Here is a 17052-nt window from a genome sequence, read left to right as displayed (position 1 = left end):
GAGATGAAGAAGCAGCTGAATCCCAATGTCGCTATTGAAAAGGTGAATGATCATTTTTGCGTGATTAGAGAAGACAAAGCCAGCCAAAAAAATGTTGAATTATGTTTTTATTCTTTAGTGGATGCATTGTCATACGCGTCTGAGCGCAACTACGGTTAAAAGGAATGTCTGCTTTAAAGCCTGCGGAGAGACTTAATCTCTTCGCAGGCTTTTTTATATGAAACTGCATCCGTTGCTTTCATTTGTGAAAGAAGATGTTTCATAAATGAAAGGTTTTAGCCGGCGATTTGGTTCTAATAAAGAAAAATAGCTCGAAATAGAATGTAATAGTTGAAAAATTCTTTATATTGAAAAGTTGGTATGAAAGTTGCATTTATTCATGTGCATGAAAGAGCAAAGAATTCAGTGAGTGAGGTGAAGGGGATGACCCGTTATGAATATGGCGGCGATGAGTTTATTTTTGTTGAATTATCTGAATCTATGAGTCTGGAAGTTAACTTTCAGGCTATGGCCATTACAAAGCAGCTTAGAGAAGAAAGGCTGCCTGGAATATTGGATATTTGTCCTTCAAATGCTTCCTATATGGTCCGCTTTCAACCGGAAGAAATCCATCCTGACAAGTTAATTTCAAAATTGAAAGAATTGGAGCAATCTGTGTCTGTTGATGATTTTGATATTTCTTCAAGAATTGTCGATGTGCCGATTTTATTCGATGATCCATGGACAAATGAAGCATTGATGCGCTTTAGAGACCGGCATCAGGACCCGTCTTCTACTGATTTAGAATATGCTGCCCGGGTGAATGGCTTTGATTCAAAAGAAGAATTGATTCAAGCGATCACAGATTATCCATATCTCGTATCGATGATTGGGTTTGTTCCGGGGCTGCCTTGGTGTTACCAGATGGTGCCGCGCGAGCAGCAGATTGAGGTGCCGAAATATGTCCGTCCGCGTACGTATACGCCTGAAAGAGCATTCGGATTTGGCGGGGCCTTTGCGGTGATTTATCCGGTGCAGGGGGCGGGGGGATATCAGTTATTTGGTGTGGCAGCCGCTCCAATTTACCAAAAGGAGCAGCGCTTATATGACTTTAAAGATTCTATGACTTTCCCAAGGCAAGGCGATATTTTCAGATACCGCAGCATTACGATGGAGGAATTCCAAGCGATTGAAAAGCAAGTAGAAGATGGAACCTTTCGCTATTTAACAAGGGAAATCACATTTAAGCCTCGGCAAGTGCTGGAAAACCCGAAAGCATTTTCAGATGAGGTTCTGGGGGGATTGTACGCATGATTAAAGTGATTCAGCCCGGTTTGCAAACAACTGTACAAGATTATGGAAGAATCGGTTATTACGAGGTTGGCATGCCGCCATCCGGCGCCATGGATAAATATTCATTTACCGCGGCCAATGTACTCGTAGGCAACGAGGAAAATGCCGCAGCACTCGAAATTACTTATATGGGTCCTGTGCTGGAGTTTCAGCAGGATGCCGTGATTGCATTGACGGGCGGCGAGATACCGCCGAAAGTCAATGGAGAGCTTGTGCCTATGTGGGAAACGCTGGCTGTCAAGGCTGGCGACCAGCTGTCTTTTGATTTTGTCAAGCAAGGGGCCCGCGTGTATTTGGCGGTAGCAGGCGGGATTGATGTTCCGCTGATCATGGGCTCCCGCTCCACGTATACGCTATGCGGCATTGGCGGTTTGGAAGGACGTCCGCTTCAAGCCGGCGATGAATTAAAAATCGGATCAGCTGCCAAGCAGCGGGTAAAAATCGGCACGCGGATCCAGGAAGACCTGATTCCGGTTTTTTCGAAAACGAATGAAATCCGGGTAGTCGTCGGCTTATGCAGCTACCGGCTGACTGAGGAAAGCAAGGAGCGGTTTTTTTCGCTTGATTGGACAGTGACCGCAGAAGCAAACCGTGTGGGCTATCGTTTTAAAGGCGAACGCTTAAGTTTTGTAGAACGCGAGCAGCCGTTTGGAGCGGGGAGCAACCCTTCCAATGTGGTGGACCTCGGTTATCCGATCGGCTCGATCCAGGTGCCTGACGGCGTGGAGCCAATTGCTTTGCTGAATGATGCTGTAACCGGCGGCGGCTATGCAACAATCTGCACCATTATCAGTGCCGATTTGAATAAAATGGCTCAAGTAAAAACAAATGAGAAAGTCCGCTTCGTTGCTGTCGATATTGAAACCGCTTTACAAGCCCGAAAAGAATATGCATATAAATTAGCGCAAATCAAACAGCAATTACAGCTGCTATAGGAGGAATTATCATGTCAGATCAGAAAAATAAAGTGCTTTCGCCAATTCCCGGAGTCTTCTACCGCAAACCGGCTCCTGATAAGGAAGTGTTCATTCACGAAGGAGCTGCCGTCAAGGCCGGTGATGTCATTGGTCTGGTAGAGGTGATGAAAAACTTTTATGAGATTAAAGCAGAAAGCGACGGGGTGCTTGAAAGCTTTCTCGTGAACGAAGAAGATATTTTAGATGCGGGGCAAGAGATTGCTGTTATTTCAGCACGATAAAGAAGCCGAATTTTTTAGTGGAGGAAAACTATGTCATATTTCAATAAAGTATTAATTGCCAATAGAGGCGAAATTGCCAGAAGAATTATTCGGACATGCCGACGGCTCGGCATTGAAACAGTTGCCGTATACTCTGAAGCTGATGCCCAGGCGCCATTCGTCAGCGAAGCTTCAGAAGCAGTTTGTGTTGGTCCGGCCCAAGCGAAAAAGAGCTATCTGGATATTGAGAAGGTGATCCAGGCTGCCAAGCAAACGAAGGCCGATGCGATTCATCCAGGCTATGGCTTCCTATCGGAAAATCCGCAGTTTGCCGAGCGCTGCGAGGCGGAAAACATCGTATTTATTGGTCCTTCAGCGGATGTAATGAAGATCATGGGATCAAAGCTTGAAGCGAGAGATCATATGCAGAGAGCGGGTGTGCCGGTTGTCCCTGGTTCAGATGGACAAATTCACTCGGTGGAGGAGGCCGCAGCCATTGCCAATCAATTAGGCTATCCGCTGATGCTGAAGGCGAGCGCAGGCGGAGGCGGCATCGGCATGCAGCTTGTGCAGAACCAGGAAGAACTTGAGAAAGCCTTCCACTCGACCATACAAAAAGCCGAATCATTTTTCAACGATGGGGCTGTTTTTCTGGAAAAGTGGATTTCTGATCCGCGGCATATTGAGGTGCAAGTAGCGGCGGATGATTTCGGGAACGTTGTTCATTTATATGAGAGGGAATGCTCTGTGCAACGGCGAAACCAAAAGGTAGTTGAAGAAAGCCCTTCTCCGTTTCTGGATGAATCACTTAGGGAGCAGCTGCTGGAAACGGCCATCCAAGGTGCAAAAGAGATTGGCTATACAAATGTTGGAACAATGGAATTTATTTTTGATAACAATAAAAATTTCTATTTCTTGGAAATGAATACACGACTGCAGGTAGAGCATCCGGTCACAGAAGAAATCACGGGAATTGATTTAGTAGAGTGGCAGCTTAGAATAGCCGCCGGACAGCAGCTTCCTCTTGGGCAGGAGCAAATCAGCCGGACGGGTCACGCCATTGAATGCCGGCTTTATGCGGAGGATCCGAAGACTTTCTTTCCGTCACCAGGCACCATTGAACAGCTGAAGTTGCCTGAAGAAGGGGTACGCTTGGATTTTAGTGTGACAGAGGGCAGTGTAGTTTCCCCTTTTTATGACCCAATGATCGGCAAAGTAATCGTTCACGGAGCGAGCCGAGCTCAAGCGATTGAAAAGATGAAGCAAGCGCTGGCTGGAATGGAAGTCCATGGCTTACAAACAAACCTGGCCCTTCTTGCTTCTATTATGGAAAATAGACAATTTGAAGAGGGAGATTATACAACGCAATTTTTGGAGAAAGCAAAGATTCTGTCTTAGGGGGTGAAGCGAATGTATAAAGTAGATTTGAACTGCGACATGGGGGAAAGCTTTGGGCTTTACGAACTGGGAAATGATGAAGACATGATGCAATATATTACTTCAGCCAACATTGCCTGCGGTTTTCACGGCGGTGATCCTCATGTGATGCGAAGGACAATAGAACTTGCCAAAAATTACAACGTCGGCATTGGCGCCCACCCCGCTTTCCCAGATCTGCTGGGATTTGGCCGCCGGTACATGACTTGTACGCCAGCTGAGGTGAAAGATTATGTGACATACCAACTGGGGGCTTTGCGGGAATTTTGCCGGGCGGCTGATGTGAAGATTCAGCACTGCAAGCCTCATGGCGCCCTCTTTATGAAAGCAATGGAGGACAAACAGCTTGCCCGCTCCATTCTTGAAGCAGTGTATGAAGCAGACAGGGACATGATTATTTTTGCTCTTAATCAGTCAGAGGTTTATGAAGAGGCGGTCAAAATGGGAGTTCCGGTTGCCAAAGAAGCTTATTCGGATCGTGAGCATACGGAAAGCGGCTCGATTGTCCTTACTAGAAGGGGTTCGGAAATTGCCGATTATGAGGCCATGGCCAATCGTGTAGTCCGCATGGTAAAAGAAGGCCGGGTGGTTACACACGACGGCAAAGATGTGTCCATTCAAGCCGAAACGATCTGCATCCATGGAGATACACCGGGGGCGCCGCAGCTGGCCAAAGCGATTGTTGCTGCTTTAAAAGCCGGCGGCGTTGAAATTGTCCCAGTTAAAAATATCATTTCCTAAAACTGAAAATTCAAAAAAAGGGGGACGCGCTGTTGAATATTGAATACTCTTATTCTTTTAAAGGTGTTTCAAGGGAACTGCTTTGGAAAACGCTTCAGAATAAGGAGGTGCTGCAGCGGGCGCTGCCAGGGTGTCAATCATTTGAAGAGGCAGGGGAGAATGTATTTAATGCTGAGCTGGGTCTGAATATCGGTCCGATTAAAGGAAGGTTTACAGGTGTTGTCCGCCAAGTGGATATGCAGGAGCCAGAGGCTTATCGCCTGCTTCTTGAAGGCAAGGGCAAGCCAGGTGAAATTGATGCTGATGCGAAAATGAGCTTGGAGGAGTCAGACGAGGGAACACTGCTCACTTGCTGCGCAGAGGTAAAGGTAACGGGTATTCTTGCTTCCATGGGACAGCGCGTGATGGGCGGAGTGGCGAAAGTAATATTGGGACAGTTTTTTAAAGATATCCAAAAGGAGACGAAGGAAATAGCCAAGCTTTAAACTTGAAATGATTCAGGGGGTGCGCAAATGGCAATTGAGAATCGGAAAGTAACGGTAACTGTTAACGGGCAGGAACGAAGCGCGGAGGTAGAGCCGCGCAAGTTGCTTGTTCATTATCTTCGTGATGATCTAGGCCTGACGGGAACTCATATCGGTTGTGATACGAGCCAGTGCGGGGCTTGTACGATTATGGTTAATGGCGCTGCGGTGAAATCGTGTACCATGCTCGCTGTACAAGCTGATAAATCAGAGCTAACAACAGTGGAAGGGCTGGGAACGATTGATCACCTGCATCCGATGCAGCAAAGCTTTTGGGAAGAACATGGACTGCAGTGCGGTTATTGCACACCTGGTGTCATGATGGCCATGATCGGACTTCTCCAAGAAAATCCAAATCCGAGTGAGGAAGAAATCCGTGAAGGAATGGAAGGCGTTATTTGCCGGTGCACCGGCTATCAGTTTATTGTAAGTGCCGTTCAAAAAGCAGCGAAGATCATGGCAGAAGCAGCAGCTAAGGACGGGGAAGCAGTGGCTGCCAGTCAATTAGTAGGGGAGGGGACTCATCGTGGCTAATGTTGTTGGCACTCCTTTAAAGCGAAAAGAAGATCCGCGTTTGTTAACAGGAAATGGCCGCTTTTCCGATGATATTCAATTGCCGGGCATGCTGCATGCCGCTATTTTGCGAAGTCCGCACGCCCACGCCCACATTAAAAAAATAAATGCAGAGGCGGCACTGAAATTGCCGCAGGTAGTCGCCGTGTATACCGGAAAAGATCTTGAAGGAAAAATAGGTCCGATCCCTTCTTCCTGGCTTGTGCCTGATTGTAATTTAAAAGAAGCCCCGCAGTATCCGCTCGCAATTGACCGTGTGCGCTACGTTGGAGATGGAGTGGCGCTAGTCATTGCCGAAGACCGGTATGCTGTTCGCGATGCGCTGGATCTCATTGATGTTGAATATGAAGCGCTGCCGGCTGCGGTCCGCCAGAAAGAAGCGATGCAAGAAGGAGCGCCGCTCGTCCACGATGATATTGAACACAATATCGCACTCCACTGGAAAGCCGGAGAAATAGCAGACGAAGTGCTTGAAAGCGCGGAAGTAGTTGTGCGGGAAAGCTTTTACGTCCAGCGCGTATTCCCGAGTCCGATCGAGACGCGTGCAGCAATAGGGGAATATAATCCGGGGAGCGGTGAATTAACTTTATGGTGCACCTCCCAAAACCCTCACATTCATCGAATGGTTTTATCAGGGGTGCTTGGAATATCTGAGGCCAAGCTTCGCGTCATCGCACCGGATATGGGAGGCGGATTCGGCGGGAAAATCGGCGTTTACCCGGATGAAGCATTGATTGGCTATGCTGCCCGCGATTTAGGAAGGCCGGTGAAATGGATTGAGCAGCGCAGTGAACATTTTACTGCTTCCAACGCAGGGCGGGATGAAGTAATTGATGTGGAGCTGTATGGACAGCGTGACGGCGCATTGACAGCTATCCGCGTGAAGAATACAGCAAACCTGGGCGCTTATTTGTCAACGATGGGCCCTGGAGTAGCAACCATTGACTTCGGCCTCATGATTACAGGAGCCTATGACATTCCCCATGCTTCCTGTGAAACGTTCGGTGTGTATACAAATACCACCCCGACAGATGCCTACCGGGGAGCGGGAAAGCCGGAAGCGACGTATCAAATTGAGCGGATCATTGATTTATATGCCCGAGAAATCGGCATGGACCCGGTGGAGCTGCGCAGGAAAAACTTTGCCCCTAAAGAAGCGTTTCCTTATACGAATGCTCAAGGGCTCATTTACGATAGCGGCGACTATGAAAAGCCCCTCCAAAAAGCGCTTGAAATTGTGAATTACGAGCAGCTGCGCCAGGAACAGGAGGAAATGCGCAAGCAAGGAAAGCTGATCGGTGTTGGTATTTCCACATATGTGGAGCTATGCGGATTCGGCCCTTCTAAAGTGGCGGGAGCTATCGGGTTCCAAGGCGGTGTCTGGGAAAATTCGACGGTGCGCGTCCATCCGTCAGGGAAAGTAACGGTGTATTCGGGAACCTCCCCGCATGGTCAAGGACATGCGACGACATTTGGCCAAATTGTGGCGGACAAGCTGGGAATACCAATGGACGATATTGAATTAGTGTTTAGTGACACAAGAGCGATTTCCATGAGCTGGGGCACGTACGGTTCCCGTTCAACGCCTGTCGGCGGCGCAGCAGTAGCGATTGCGGCTGATCGCGTGGTGGAAAAAGCTAAGAAAATTGCGGCTCACGAATTAGAAGCGGCAGCAGACGACATTATTTTTGAAAGCGGTATCTTTCAGGTGAAAGGGGTGCCGGGACAGCAGCGCACATTCCAAGAGATTGCGAAAGCAGCTAACATGGCTTGGAACTTGCCGGAAGGAATGGAGCCCTCTCTCGAAGCCCAATCGTTCTTCGATCCGGAAAACTTTGTGTATCCGTTTGGCACCCATATTGTGGTTGTAGAGGTGGATAAGGAGACCGGTGAAATTCAAATGAAGCGTTATGTTTGCGTGGATGATGTCGGACGCGTGATCAATCCGCTGACGGCAGAAGGGCAAGTTCATGGCGGCATTGCCCAAGGAGTGGGCCAGGCTCTTTGGGAGGGAGCGGTTTACAGCAGCGAAGGACAACTCTTATCCGGTACACTGATGGACTATACCTTGCCTAAAGCTCGCTTTTTCCCGCCTATTGAATCGTCATTTACAGAAACGCCGTCCCCAGTGAATCCTCTTGGTGCCAAGGGAGTAGGGGAAACCGGAACAACCGCTTCTATTCCGGCTGTCATGAATGCAGTCATGGATGCCCTGAAGCCGTATGGAGTGAAAGACATTGATATGCCGCTGACTCCTGAAAAAGTATGGCGGGTCATTCAAGAAGGGGAGGGGAATTGATTGATACCTGTTAAATTTGATTATGTTCATGCTGCAACAGTCGACCAGGCTATTAAGCTGATGCAAGACAGCGACGGAACGGGCAAGGTAATTGCCGGCGGGCATAGCCTGCTGCCGCTTATGAAATTCAGACTAACGGAGCCGGATGTTTTAATTGATATTAGCCGGATCGATCAATTGAAGGAAGTAAAAGTAGAAGGAGAGCGGCTTATTGTAGGGGCTTTAGTAACCCACCATGACGCCTCCAAGCATCCGCTTATTCAAGCACACGTTCCGCTTCTTGCTGATACAGCCAGTCAGATTGGCGATTTGCAAATCCGTAACCGCGGAACCATTGGCGGTAATCTCGCTCATGCTGATCCGGCTGCTGACTTGCCAGCTGCTGCTTTCGCGCTCGATGCCGAAATCATAATTCAGGGGGAAGACGGCGAAGAAAGAATGAGCGTGGACAGCTTTATTATCGGGCCGTTAATTACTATGCTTCCTGAAAATAGTCTTGTGACGGGCGTTTCATTCTCTATTCCTCCATCCCATGCAAAATCTGTTTATCTGAAATATTTCCACCCGGCCTCCGGCTATCCGGTAGTAGGAGTAGCGGCGATGGCCGGAACAGATAAGGCAGGAGCGATTGATTATATTAAAGTAGCTCTTACCGGTGTTGGAGATGTAGCTTTTCGAGCGGAGTCTGTTGAACAGACCTTATTGGGGCAAAAGCCATCAGAAAAGATGATCCGGGAGGCAGCCAGGCTTGCTGCTGAAGAAGGTGAAATGGGCAGTGACTTATTTGCTTCCGCAGAGTATCGGGAAAACTTGTGCAAGGTATATACGGAGCGGGCGCTGCGCTCCATCCTTTTATAATTAAGAACGATAAAAAAAGAGGGGACCGGTTCTTCCATGGACAGGCCCCTGTATTTTCTTTTTTCTGATGAACAGGAGGGATTCGCATCAGTACTAGCAGGCAATCGATAGAAGAGATTTTTCTTCAAAACGGCTATGTGACTGACCAGCCGGCAGCTGCGGCCTTGCATTTGGTTCAGGCATTGCGAAAGCCTTTGCTGATCGAAGGGCCGGCGGGAGTCGGGAAAACGGAAATGGCCAAGGTACTGGCTCAATCCTTGAATACCCGGCTGATCCGTCTGCAATGTTATGAAGGCTTGGATGTTGCCAGCGCCCTATATGAATGGAATTATGCAAAGCAAATGCTCCACATTCGCCTGATGGAGAAGGAAGGAGCCGCACTTGCTGAAAAGGAAGCGGCCATTTTCAGTGATTCCTTCTTGTTGTCCCGTCCCTTGCTCCAGGCGCTGACAGAAGAAAGGCAGCCGCCGGTTTTATTGATAGATGAAGTGGACCGGGCGGATGAGGAATTTGAAGCTTTTCTCTTAGAGATGCTGGCGGAATTTCAAATGACGATTCCAGAGCTAGGCACTATCCGGGCTAAGCATCGCCCGTATGTTATCTTAACGTCTAACCGCACACGGGAGCTGAGTGACGCCTTAAGAAGAAGGTGCTTATATCAATGGATTGACTATCCGGATTTTCAAAAAGAGGCGGCTATTCTTCAAGCCAGGCTGCCGTCCATTAACGAACGGCTTGCTGCTCAAATAGCCGGTATGATGGAGGAACTCAGGCGCATGCCTTTGCACAAAGCGCCGGGAGTAGCTGAAAGTATTGATTGGGCGGAAGCACTCCTGCTGCTTCATTACAATGAATTAAGCAAAGAAGCGGTTCAAGAGACGCTAGGCTGTTTCATTAAGGACCGGGAAGACTGGGAAGCTGTCAAGGAGGCGATAGAAAGCGGCATTCTTATACAATTGTAGCCTGAAAGCTGTTCAACGAAGAGGCAGGTGTTTGAAATGGATCATATTTCTAGACGCGTATCCGCTTTTTGCCGTTACTTGCGGTCACAAGGCTTTGTCATCGGATTAAAAGAAATAGAGGACAGTCTGCGGGCATTAAGTTTCGTTGATATAAGCAAGCGTGAGCAATTTCAACTGGCGTTGAAGATTGTTCTTTGTTCGAGCAAGGAAGAACAGGGTTTGTTTGATGAAGCGTTTCAATTGTTTTTTGTGACAACAGACAAAAGCCAAGCCTCTGTTCCTTGGCTAGCTTCAGAAAATCCGGAAGGTGATGGAGCAAGAGGAACGGCAACAGAAACAAGTGCGGAAGGAGCTGCCCAAACAGGCTGCGGGAACGAAGGGATGAACGGATCTGCAGAGGCCGACTCTGTAAGCAAACTGGGAGAGGCAGAACAGAAGGCAGCGGATGGAGAGAAGGAGACGGCATTTAATTGGTTCGCTTCAAGAACAGCCAGCCAACGTCCCAAGAAGCGGCACATATATATTTCATCAAGCCAGCTTTCGAAGATGAAAAAGGCGGCGAGAAAGCTCGTGAGGCAGGTGCAGTTAAAGCAGGCACGGCGCTTGGCAGCCAGGAAAAAAGGCCGGCAGCTGGACGGCAGGCGAACATGGCGGAATAGCTTGCAAACAGGCGGTTTTCCCATCAAGCCTGTCTGGAAAGGAAGAGACAAAACAAATGCCCGATTTGTTTTGTTGTGTGATGGCAGCCGCTCTATGTCACCCTATGCTGATCAATTTTTGCCGTTTGCTTATGCGCTGACCGCATGTACCCGTCATGTGGAAGTTTTTCTTTTTGCAACAAAGCTGAAGAGAGTCACCTCGCAACTGAAAAACGGCAAACGCGGACAACTGCCAGTGCTGACCGTATTTGAAAATGAGTGGGGCGGGGGAACGCGCATTGGCGAATCGCTATTTTCGTTTATTCAGCAATATGGCGCTCGCATGCTGCGGAAAGAAACCGTCGTTGTCATTGTAAGCGATGGACTGGATACAGGGGATATGGCCTATTTGCCGCGGGCGATGAAAGAGATCAAGCAAAGAGCTTCAGCTGTGGTCTGGCTGAATCCGCTGCTGAAGATCAACGGATATCAACCTGAAGCAAGGGGAATGAAAGCTGCGCTTCCGTATATTGATATATTTTCAGAAGCTCAAAGTCCCGAAGAGTTTGAGAGGTTAGCTAGAACGATGACGATCCGGAGGTGAAAGCAATGTCAGAAAATCTTTTAGTAATAGAAGCCATTCAAGAAGCCCGGGAAGCTGGACGAAAATCGGCGCTTGCTACCGTTGTCCGTGTGTATGGATCTGCCTATCGGCGGGAAGGAGCAAAGATGCTTGTAGATGAACATGAAAACATTACGGGAATGATTTCAGGAGGCTGCTTAGAAGCAGATGTTGCCGAAGCGGCCAAGCAAGTCATCGAGTCTGGTGTTCCGGCATTAAAAACATATGCCATGGATGAAGACGTTGTTTGGGGGCTGGGGCTCGGCTGTCCGGGCACAGTAGAAATTTACATTGAGCCGGTTCCGGATCATCAGCCGGCAAACAAGAAAGCGGGGAATGAAGATGCCTCAGCAACTTGCTTTTGATGCTTGGCTTGATTGTATTGAGGAAAAGCGGGAAGGCGTATTGGCGACAGTTTTGCAAACGAGAGAAGCCGGGCCGCCGGGCCGCTTATTTATCCCCAAAGATGGGCAGGCTATAGGAACACTTGGTGATTCGGCATTGGACGCTCAAGCTCTTCTTGTGGCCGCAAAGAAGTTAAATGAATCAAATCCCAAGCCTCAGACGAAGGGGCTGCACAATGCCGAGAAAAAGGAGGTATCCGTATTTATGGATGTGTATATTCCGCCGCTGAAATTGATGATTTTCGGTGCCGGACATGATGCTATTCCTGTTGCTAAGTACGGAGCTTCATTGGGCTTTCACACAGTTGTTGTGGATCAGCGCCCGTTTTATAATAGTGAAGAGCGGTTCCCTGGTGCGACAAGGATCATTGCTGAAACGGCAAAGTTTGCTGAACGGCTTTTCATTGACAGCCGAACGTATATCATCGTTATGAACCATCACCTCGAGAAAGATCAGGAAACGCTCAAATTCGTCCTGCCTTCCAAAGCCCCGTACATAGGCGTACTTGGCCCGCGTTCCCGCCGCATTCGAATGCTGGAAGCGATTGAAAAGGAAGGGGTTCGATTTGAGAATAGCCAGCTTGAACGGATGTACAGCCCTGTTGGCCTTGATATTGGCGCCAGTGGAGCCGAAGAAATTGCCATTAGTGTTTTAGGAGAAATTATTGCTGTGAAAAATGGACATACAGGCGGATTTTTGCACAATTCCATGCACATCCACCAGCTGGCCCAATCATAATTTATTTTTTTGGAAGAGGCGGAGAGCTATGACTGAAAATGTGTGCGCAATCATTCTGGCTGCCGGGCTGTCATCAAGAATGGGCCAAATAAAGCAGCTTTTGCCGATAGGGGAACATTGCATGCTGGCACATGTTATTGATCGGGTGCTGGAAGAGAGGTTTACTAAAGTGATCGCTGTGATTGGACACGAGGCAGCTGCTATCCAAGAGCAGATCCATGTGGTAGACAGCCGGTTTCAATGGGTGATTAATCAAGACTACCGCCTGGGCCAGAGCTCGTCGCTGACAGTCGGAATTCAGCAGCTTACACCTGCAGATTCCAATGTAATGATCTTTCTAGGAGATCTTCCGTTTATCTCAAAACAAACCATTCAGGCCATTTATGAAAGCGGCACCAGAATGGTTCATGAACAGCTTGAGCCTTTTATGATTCGGCCGTTATACAAGGAGATTCCCGGACATCCGGTATTTTTGGGAAGAATAGAGGAGAGTCTGTTTGCCGGCATGTATGGCGATCAAGGAGCCCGTTCTATTTTTAAGCGCCTGGCCGTTAAAAAGTGTTTGGCTGTGAAAGATGAGGGGACGGCAATCGATATTGATACTCCTCAAGATTATAAAGAAGCAAAAAAACAAGCGATTAAACTGAATATTTTAAATAAATAATATATTATAATGGGTGAAACAGTGCTTTTTGTAGGAACAGGAGGGGTACCTTGATTATTTGGAAAGATATTCTCAAACCGATTGATGTAATGGTCGACACGGAAAGCACATTAGAAGCTGTTATTCAGCTGCTTACAGCAAGAAAAGCAGACGCTGCTTTCGTAGAGCGGGAGGGGACCATTATCGGTTACTGTACGGTGCAGCATATAATGGAACAGCTTGCGCAATCAGAAGGGCTGCACGAACCAATTTCCTACAAGGATGATATTTTGCGGGTGCCCCAGCTTTCCGCTGTTGAATTCTCCCACAATATTTCCATGATTATAGGCGAAAATTTAGATAGAGAAGTGATGGGCTACATTACTGTCAAGGAAGCCAAAAGTAAAATCAATGAACTCAAACTGACGCATTTGAACCAGCTGCTTCATGGCTCCGGAGTGGGTATCGTTCGAACCAATATCCATTACGAAATCGAGTTTATCAATGAAACCGCGGAAAACATCTTAGGTATACCCAGCTCCTTTTTGCTTTTCCGCAATTACAAAGCGCTATTAACGGTTGATAAAGATCTTGAACGGGTGATGAAGGGAGAAACGCTGGTCAGCTTGAACAGCTCCATTAATTTTAAGCAAATGAGCGGAAACTTCTACCCGCTGCGAATCAACGGAAAAATCACTGGCCTTGTACACATGTTTTTTTTACGCGAAGTGTTTGAAGAGGCTGTCCAAGAACTTGATTTTGTCCGCAATTTATACTCCGATCTTCAGGCGGTTTACGCCTCTTCACAAGAGCAAATCCTCGTTATTGATGAAAATGGAAAAATCATTCGGGTGGCTGGCCTCTTTTTGAGCAATTTTTGGAAAGTGGATAAGCCAGAAAAAATTATCGGTAAATATATCAGTGAATTTACGGAAAAGAACAGGTTTCAGCCAGATGTATTTAACCTCTGCATCCAGCAAAAGAAAAAGGTAACAGCGCTTCAGGAGGCAAGCGGCGGCAGACGAGTATGGTCTGTAGCTACCCCTGTTTATCATGAGGGAAAGCTTGAAAAAGTGGTTATTTTATCAAGAGATATTTCACATAACCGCGAGGAGCGTTCTTCTTCCAAGAGCGCTGAAGCGGCCGATATAACGGATAAGCTTGCCTCCATTCATATTAGAGGGAAGAAGCTCGTATACCGGTCGCAAAAAATAGAAAATTTGCGGGCTGAATTGCAGCGGGTGGCGCAGTTAAACTCTACCGTTTTGCTTGAAGGTGAATCGGGAGTGGGCAAGGAAATATTCGCCCATAAGATCCATTCCGAGAGCGCTCGAAAGGAACAAGCGTTTATCCGGGTAAACTGCGGAGCGATCCCGGAACAATTAATTGAAAGCGAGTTGTTTGGATACGAAAAGGGAGCGTTCACCGGGGCTGACAGAAATGGAAAAGCAGGTCTGTTTGAAATTGCCCACAACGGAACGATCTTTCTCGATGAAATTGGTGAGCTTCCTCTCACCATGCAGGTAAAGCTGCTGCGGGTGCTGCAGGAAAGAGAGATCACCAGAGTGGGCGGTACCCGTACGATAGCCGTGGACGTCAGGGTGATTACAGCGACCAACAAGAATTTGCAGCAAATGGTTGAGGAAGGTGTTTTTAGAGAGGATCTGTATTACCGGTTAAATGTCATTCCTTTTGAAATTCCCCCGCTCAGGGAAAGGAAAGAAGATATTTTTCCGTTGGCCATCTTCTTTCTAGAGCAGTTTAAGCAAATGTATGAAATCAAGAAAAGCTTTACTCCTGAAGCGATTGAAGTGTTGGAAACATATGATTGGCCGGGGAATGTGCGGGAACTCCAAAATATCATTGAAAGATTAATCGTCTTGAGTAAAGATGAATGGATTCATCGGGAAAATGTTATTACATCCCTTTATGGAGACAGGCAGAAAAGAGAAAAGCCGCCATTTGTGTTTGAAATTATGCCGCTGAAAGAAGCGGTAGAGCAGCTGGAAAATCAATTGATTATTCGCGGCATGCAGAAGTATGGAACCGCTGCTAAATTGTCAGAAGTGCTGGGAGTCAGCCCGGCAACGATAAGCAGGCGGATGAAAAAGCTGAAAGAATAAAGAGGTGGAGCCGATTGTTTAACCTGCCTGAAACGAATTTTCATTTTTGTGGCGATGAATATATTTATGCAGAAATTTCCCGGGACATGAGAGCGGAAAGCAACTTTAAAGCCTTGGCTGTGACAGAAGAATTAAGGAGAAGAAATATCCCTGGGATTATTGATATTGTTTCCTCGAATGCTTCCTATTTAGTCCGTTACAATCCGGACGTTATCTCCGCCAGAGATCTCGTTGATTATCTAAAAGAAATTGATTTTACGAAAAGTGATCCGGCAGCACTTGGCTTATCGGTACGAATGGTGGAAATTCCGATTTGGTATGATGACCCGATTACTAGAGAATATTCCCGGCGTTTCAGCAGCCGCCATCAGGAACCGAAGCTTTCTAATTTTGATTATGTGATGAAGTTAAACGGCTTTACTGATAAAGAAGCTTTCATTGACAGGCACTCAAGCGCTCCTTACTTAATTACGATGGTCGGCTTTTTACCGGGGACTGCCTGGCACTTTCCATTAGGAGTCAAGCCTGATGAAATCATCCAGGCTCCTAAATATAAGAGTCCACGGACGGATACGCCGGAAAGAAGCGTAGCGATCGGCGGGGCTTTTAACGTTATTTATCCTGTAAAGGGAACCGGCAGTTATCAGTTAATCGGTATGTCTGCTGTGCCGGTCGTTGATTTGTCAAACCAGCTTATTGATCTGAAGGATACTTCTTTCCTGGCACGCCCGGGAGACATCTGGAAATACAGACCGGTCAATGAATCGGAATATACTTCCATTGAAGAAGAAGTGCAAAGTGGCCGGTACCGGTACAAAATGAAAGAAATTGATCTTTCTCCAATGGAGTATATGGCAAAGGGAAAAGAGTATATGTATGAATTAATGGGGGATTTTTAAATGATTAAAATAAAAAGCCCGGGTTTATGGACAACCGTACAAGATATGGGGCGTGTAGGGAAGTATCATCTCGGTGTTCCCCCTTCAGGAGCGGCTGATAAATATTCATTTATCATTGGAAATCTTCTTGTCGGCAATCCGGCTGAATTTGCAGCCTTGGAAATGACATTGGTCGGCGGGGAGATGGAATTTGGGAAAAATACAATTATTGCGTTAACAGGCGCTCCGATGAAAGCCTATTTAAATCATCAGCTCATTCCCTTTTGGGAGGCCATTCAAGTGAAGGAGGGGGATATTCTTACGGTTAAAGAATGCCTGAAAGGAGTAAAAGGCTATCTCTGTGTGTCAGGAGGGATTCAAGTAGACGAAGTGTTTGGCAGCAAGTCTACCTATGAAACGAGCAAGATTGGCGGGTTTCAAGGGAGAAAGCTGGCAGCCGGTGATGAATTGGCAATCAATGAACCGTTGCCGGGAGCGCTCAAGCAGGTGGGGAAATCTGTCCCTCTCGAATTCACCCCATCATTTGATTCTTTCCAAGAGCTGAGAATGACGCTCGGACTATCCGGTTATTTGCTAAGTGACCAAGGGTTAAAGGACTTTTTAAACTCTGAATGGAAAATGTCTCCTGAATCGAACAGGGTCGCGTACCGTTATACCGGGGCGAAAGTGTCCTTAACCCAGCAAAGCCCTCCATTTGGCGCCGGCCACAGCTTTTCCAATGTTGTGGATTTTGCCTATCCAATCGGCTCTATCATGTTCCCGAACGAAGAAGAGCTGATCGTGCTGCATAACGACACGGCAACTGGCGGGGGATTTGTCACTGTTGGCACCGTAATCAGCCAGGATTTGGATCTCATCGCTCAATCCAGGCCGCATTCACACTGCCGCTTTATCGCCGTCACTATTGACCAGGCTGTAGAAGCGCGCAGGGAACGCCGGGAAAAAATTAGTAAAATCGAAGCGATGATAAAAAGGTAGTGACCTGTCTTTAAAAGAGCGAATGGGAAAGAAGCAAATACGCCGCTCTTTATTAAATAAAACAAAACGCCTGTCTCCAACTGGAGGCAGGTCAGTATGTCGA

The 17052-nt window shown here is 47.4% G+C and carries 18 protein-coding genes; all 18 read left to right on the top strand.

All coding sequences use genetic code 11. The features are described 5' to 3' along the window. Positions 1–3: 3 nt before the first annotated feature. On the top strand, positions 4–159 hold the full coding sequence (locus BBA02S_RS20570; RefSeq protein WP_156136548.1) for a hypothetical protein: 156 nt from the start codon (positions 4–6) through the stop codon (positions 157–159). Between the two features lie 264 nt (positions 160–423). Continuing rightward, a complete protein-coding gene (locus BBA02S_RS06005) occupies positions 424–1293 on the top strand; it encodes a 5-oxoprolinase subunit B family protein (RefSeq protein WP_041113702.1) in 870 nt (289 codons plus the stop codon). Next, positions 1290–2267, top strand: coding sequence for a 5-oxoprolinase subunit C family protein (locus tag BBA02S_RS06000; protein WP_041113703.1), 978 nt, complete (start codon positions 1290–1292; stop codon positions 2265–2267). Before BBA02S_RS06005 ends, BBA02S_RS06000 begins: the two co-directional genes overlap by 4 nt. Positions 2268–2278: 11 nt before the next feature. Next, the gene (locus BBA02S_RS05995) at positions 2279–2530 is read left to right on the top strand and encodes an acetyl-CoA carboxylase (RefSeq protein ID WP_041113704.1); all 252 of its coding nucleotides are present in this window, start codon (positions 2279–2281) and stop codon (positions 2528–2530) included. Positions 2531–2560: 30 nt separating this feature from the next. Continuing rightward, positions 2561–3907 (top strand): acetyl-CoA carboxylase biotin carboxylase subunit, encoded by a 1347-nt coding sequence (locus tag BBA02S_RS05990; RefSeq protein WP_041095571.1) that lies wholly within the window; start codon positions 2561–2563, stop codon positions 3905–3907. Between the two features lie 12 nt (positions 3908–3919). Beyond that, positions 3920–4687, top strand: a complete 768-nt coding sequence (locus tag BBA02S_RS05985) for a LamB/YcsF family protein (protein WP_041113705.1) — start codon at positions 3920–3922, stop codon at positions 4685–4687. A gap of 32 nt (positions 4688–4719) precedes the next feature. Next, complete coding sequence (locus BBA02S_RS05980; protein WP_041095569.1) at positions 4720–5172, top strand: SRPBCC family protein; 453 nt, start codon at positions 4720–4722, stop codon at positions 5170–5172. Between the two features lie 27 nt (positions 5173–5199). After that, entirely contained in the window at positions 5200–5745 is a 546-nt protein-coding gene (locus tag BBA02S_RS05975; protein WP_041095568.1) for a (2Fe-2S)-binding protein, read from the top strand. After that, entirely contained in the window at positions 5738–8083 is a 2346-nt protein-coding gene (locus BBA02S_RS05970; protein WP_041113706.1) for a xanthine dehydrogenase family protein molybdopterin-binding subunit, read from the top strand. Before BBA02S_RS05975 ends, BBA02S_RS05970 begins: the two co-directional genes overlap by 8 nt. Then, a complete protein-coding gene (locus BBA02S_RS05965) occupies positions 8084–8941 on the top strand; it encodes an FAD binding domain-containing protein (RefSeq protein ID WP_041095566.1) in 858 nt (285 codons plus the stop codon). 137 nt (positions 8942–9078) lie between these two features. Further along, positions 9079–9903, top strand: coding sequence for an AAA family ATPase (locus BBA02S_RS05960; RefSeq protein WP_231557177.1), 825 nt, complete (start codon positions 9079–9081; stop codon positions 9901–9903). Between the two features lie 36 nt (positions 9904–9939). Continuing rightward, positions 9940–11145, top strand: coding sequence for a vWA domain-containing protein (locus BBA02S_RS05955; protein ID WP_041095564.1), 1206 nt, complete (start codon positions 9940–9942; stop codon positions 11143–11145). Positions 11146–11150: 5 nt separating this feature from the next. Then, positions 11151–11528 carry an XdhC family protein gene (locus tag BBA02S_RS21255; protein WP_231557178.1) on the top strand — a complete coding sequence of 126 codons (378 nt, stop codon included), beginning with the start codon at positions 11151–11153 and terminating at the stop codon, positions 11526–11528. Then, the gene (locus tag BBA02S_RS05950) at positions 11506–12306 is read left to right on the top strand and encodes an XdhC family protein (protein WP_231557179.1); all 801 of its coding nucleotides are present in this window, start codon (positions 11506–11508) and stop codon (positions 12304–12306) included. Before BBA02S_RS21255 ends, BBA02S_RS05950 begins: the two co-directional genes overlap by 23 nt. A gap of 28 nt (positions 12307–12334) precedes the next feature. Continuing rightward, on the top strand, positions 12335–12970 hold the full coding sequence (locus tag BBA02S_RS05945) for a nucleotidyltransferase family protein (RefSeq protein ID WP_041095563.1): 636 nt from the start codon (positions 12335–12337) through the stop codon (positions 12968–12970). A 50-nt stretch (positions 12971–13020) separates the two neighbouring features. Continuing rightward, complete coding sequence (locus BBA02S_RS05940) at positions 13021–15072, top strand: sigma 54-interacting transcriptional regulator (protein WP_041113708.1); 2052 nt, start codon at positions 13021–13023, stop codon at positions 15070–15072. A 14-nt stretch (positions 15073–15086) separates the two neighbouring features. Then, positions 15087–15971 (top strand): 5-oxoprolinase subunit B family protein, encoded by an 885-nt coding sequence (locus tag BBA02S_RS05935; protein ID WP_041095561.1) that lies wholly within the window; start codon positions 15087–15089, stop codon positions 15969–15971. Continuing rightward, a complete protein-coding gene (locus BBA02S_RS05930) occupies positions 15972–16949 on the top strand; it encodes a 5-oxoprolinase subunit C family protein (protein WP_041113709.1) in 978 nt (325 codons plus the stop codon). It begins immediately after the preceding gene. The last annotated feature ends 103 nt before the right edge of the window (positions 16950–17052 follow it).

Origin of the sequence: Bacillus badius NBRC 15713, from assembly GCF_001591605.1 — a bacterium.
Lineage (GTDB): Bacteria > Bacillota > Bacilli > Bacillales > Domibacillaceae > Pseudobacillus > Pseudobacillus badius.
Note: the sequence above shows the minus strand (reverse complement) of the source record. Positions and strands in the feature narration are given on the sequence as shown.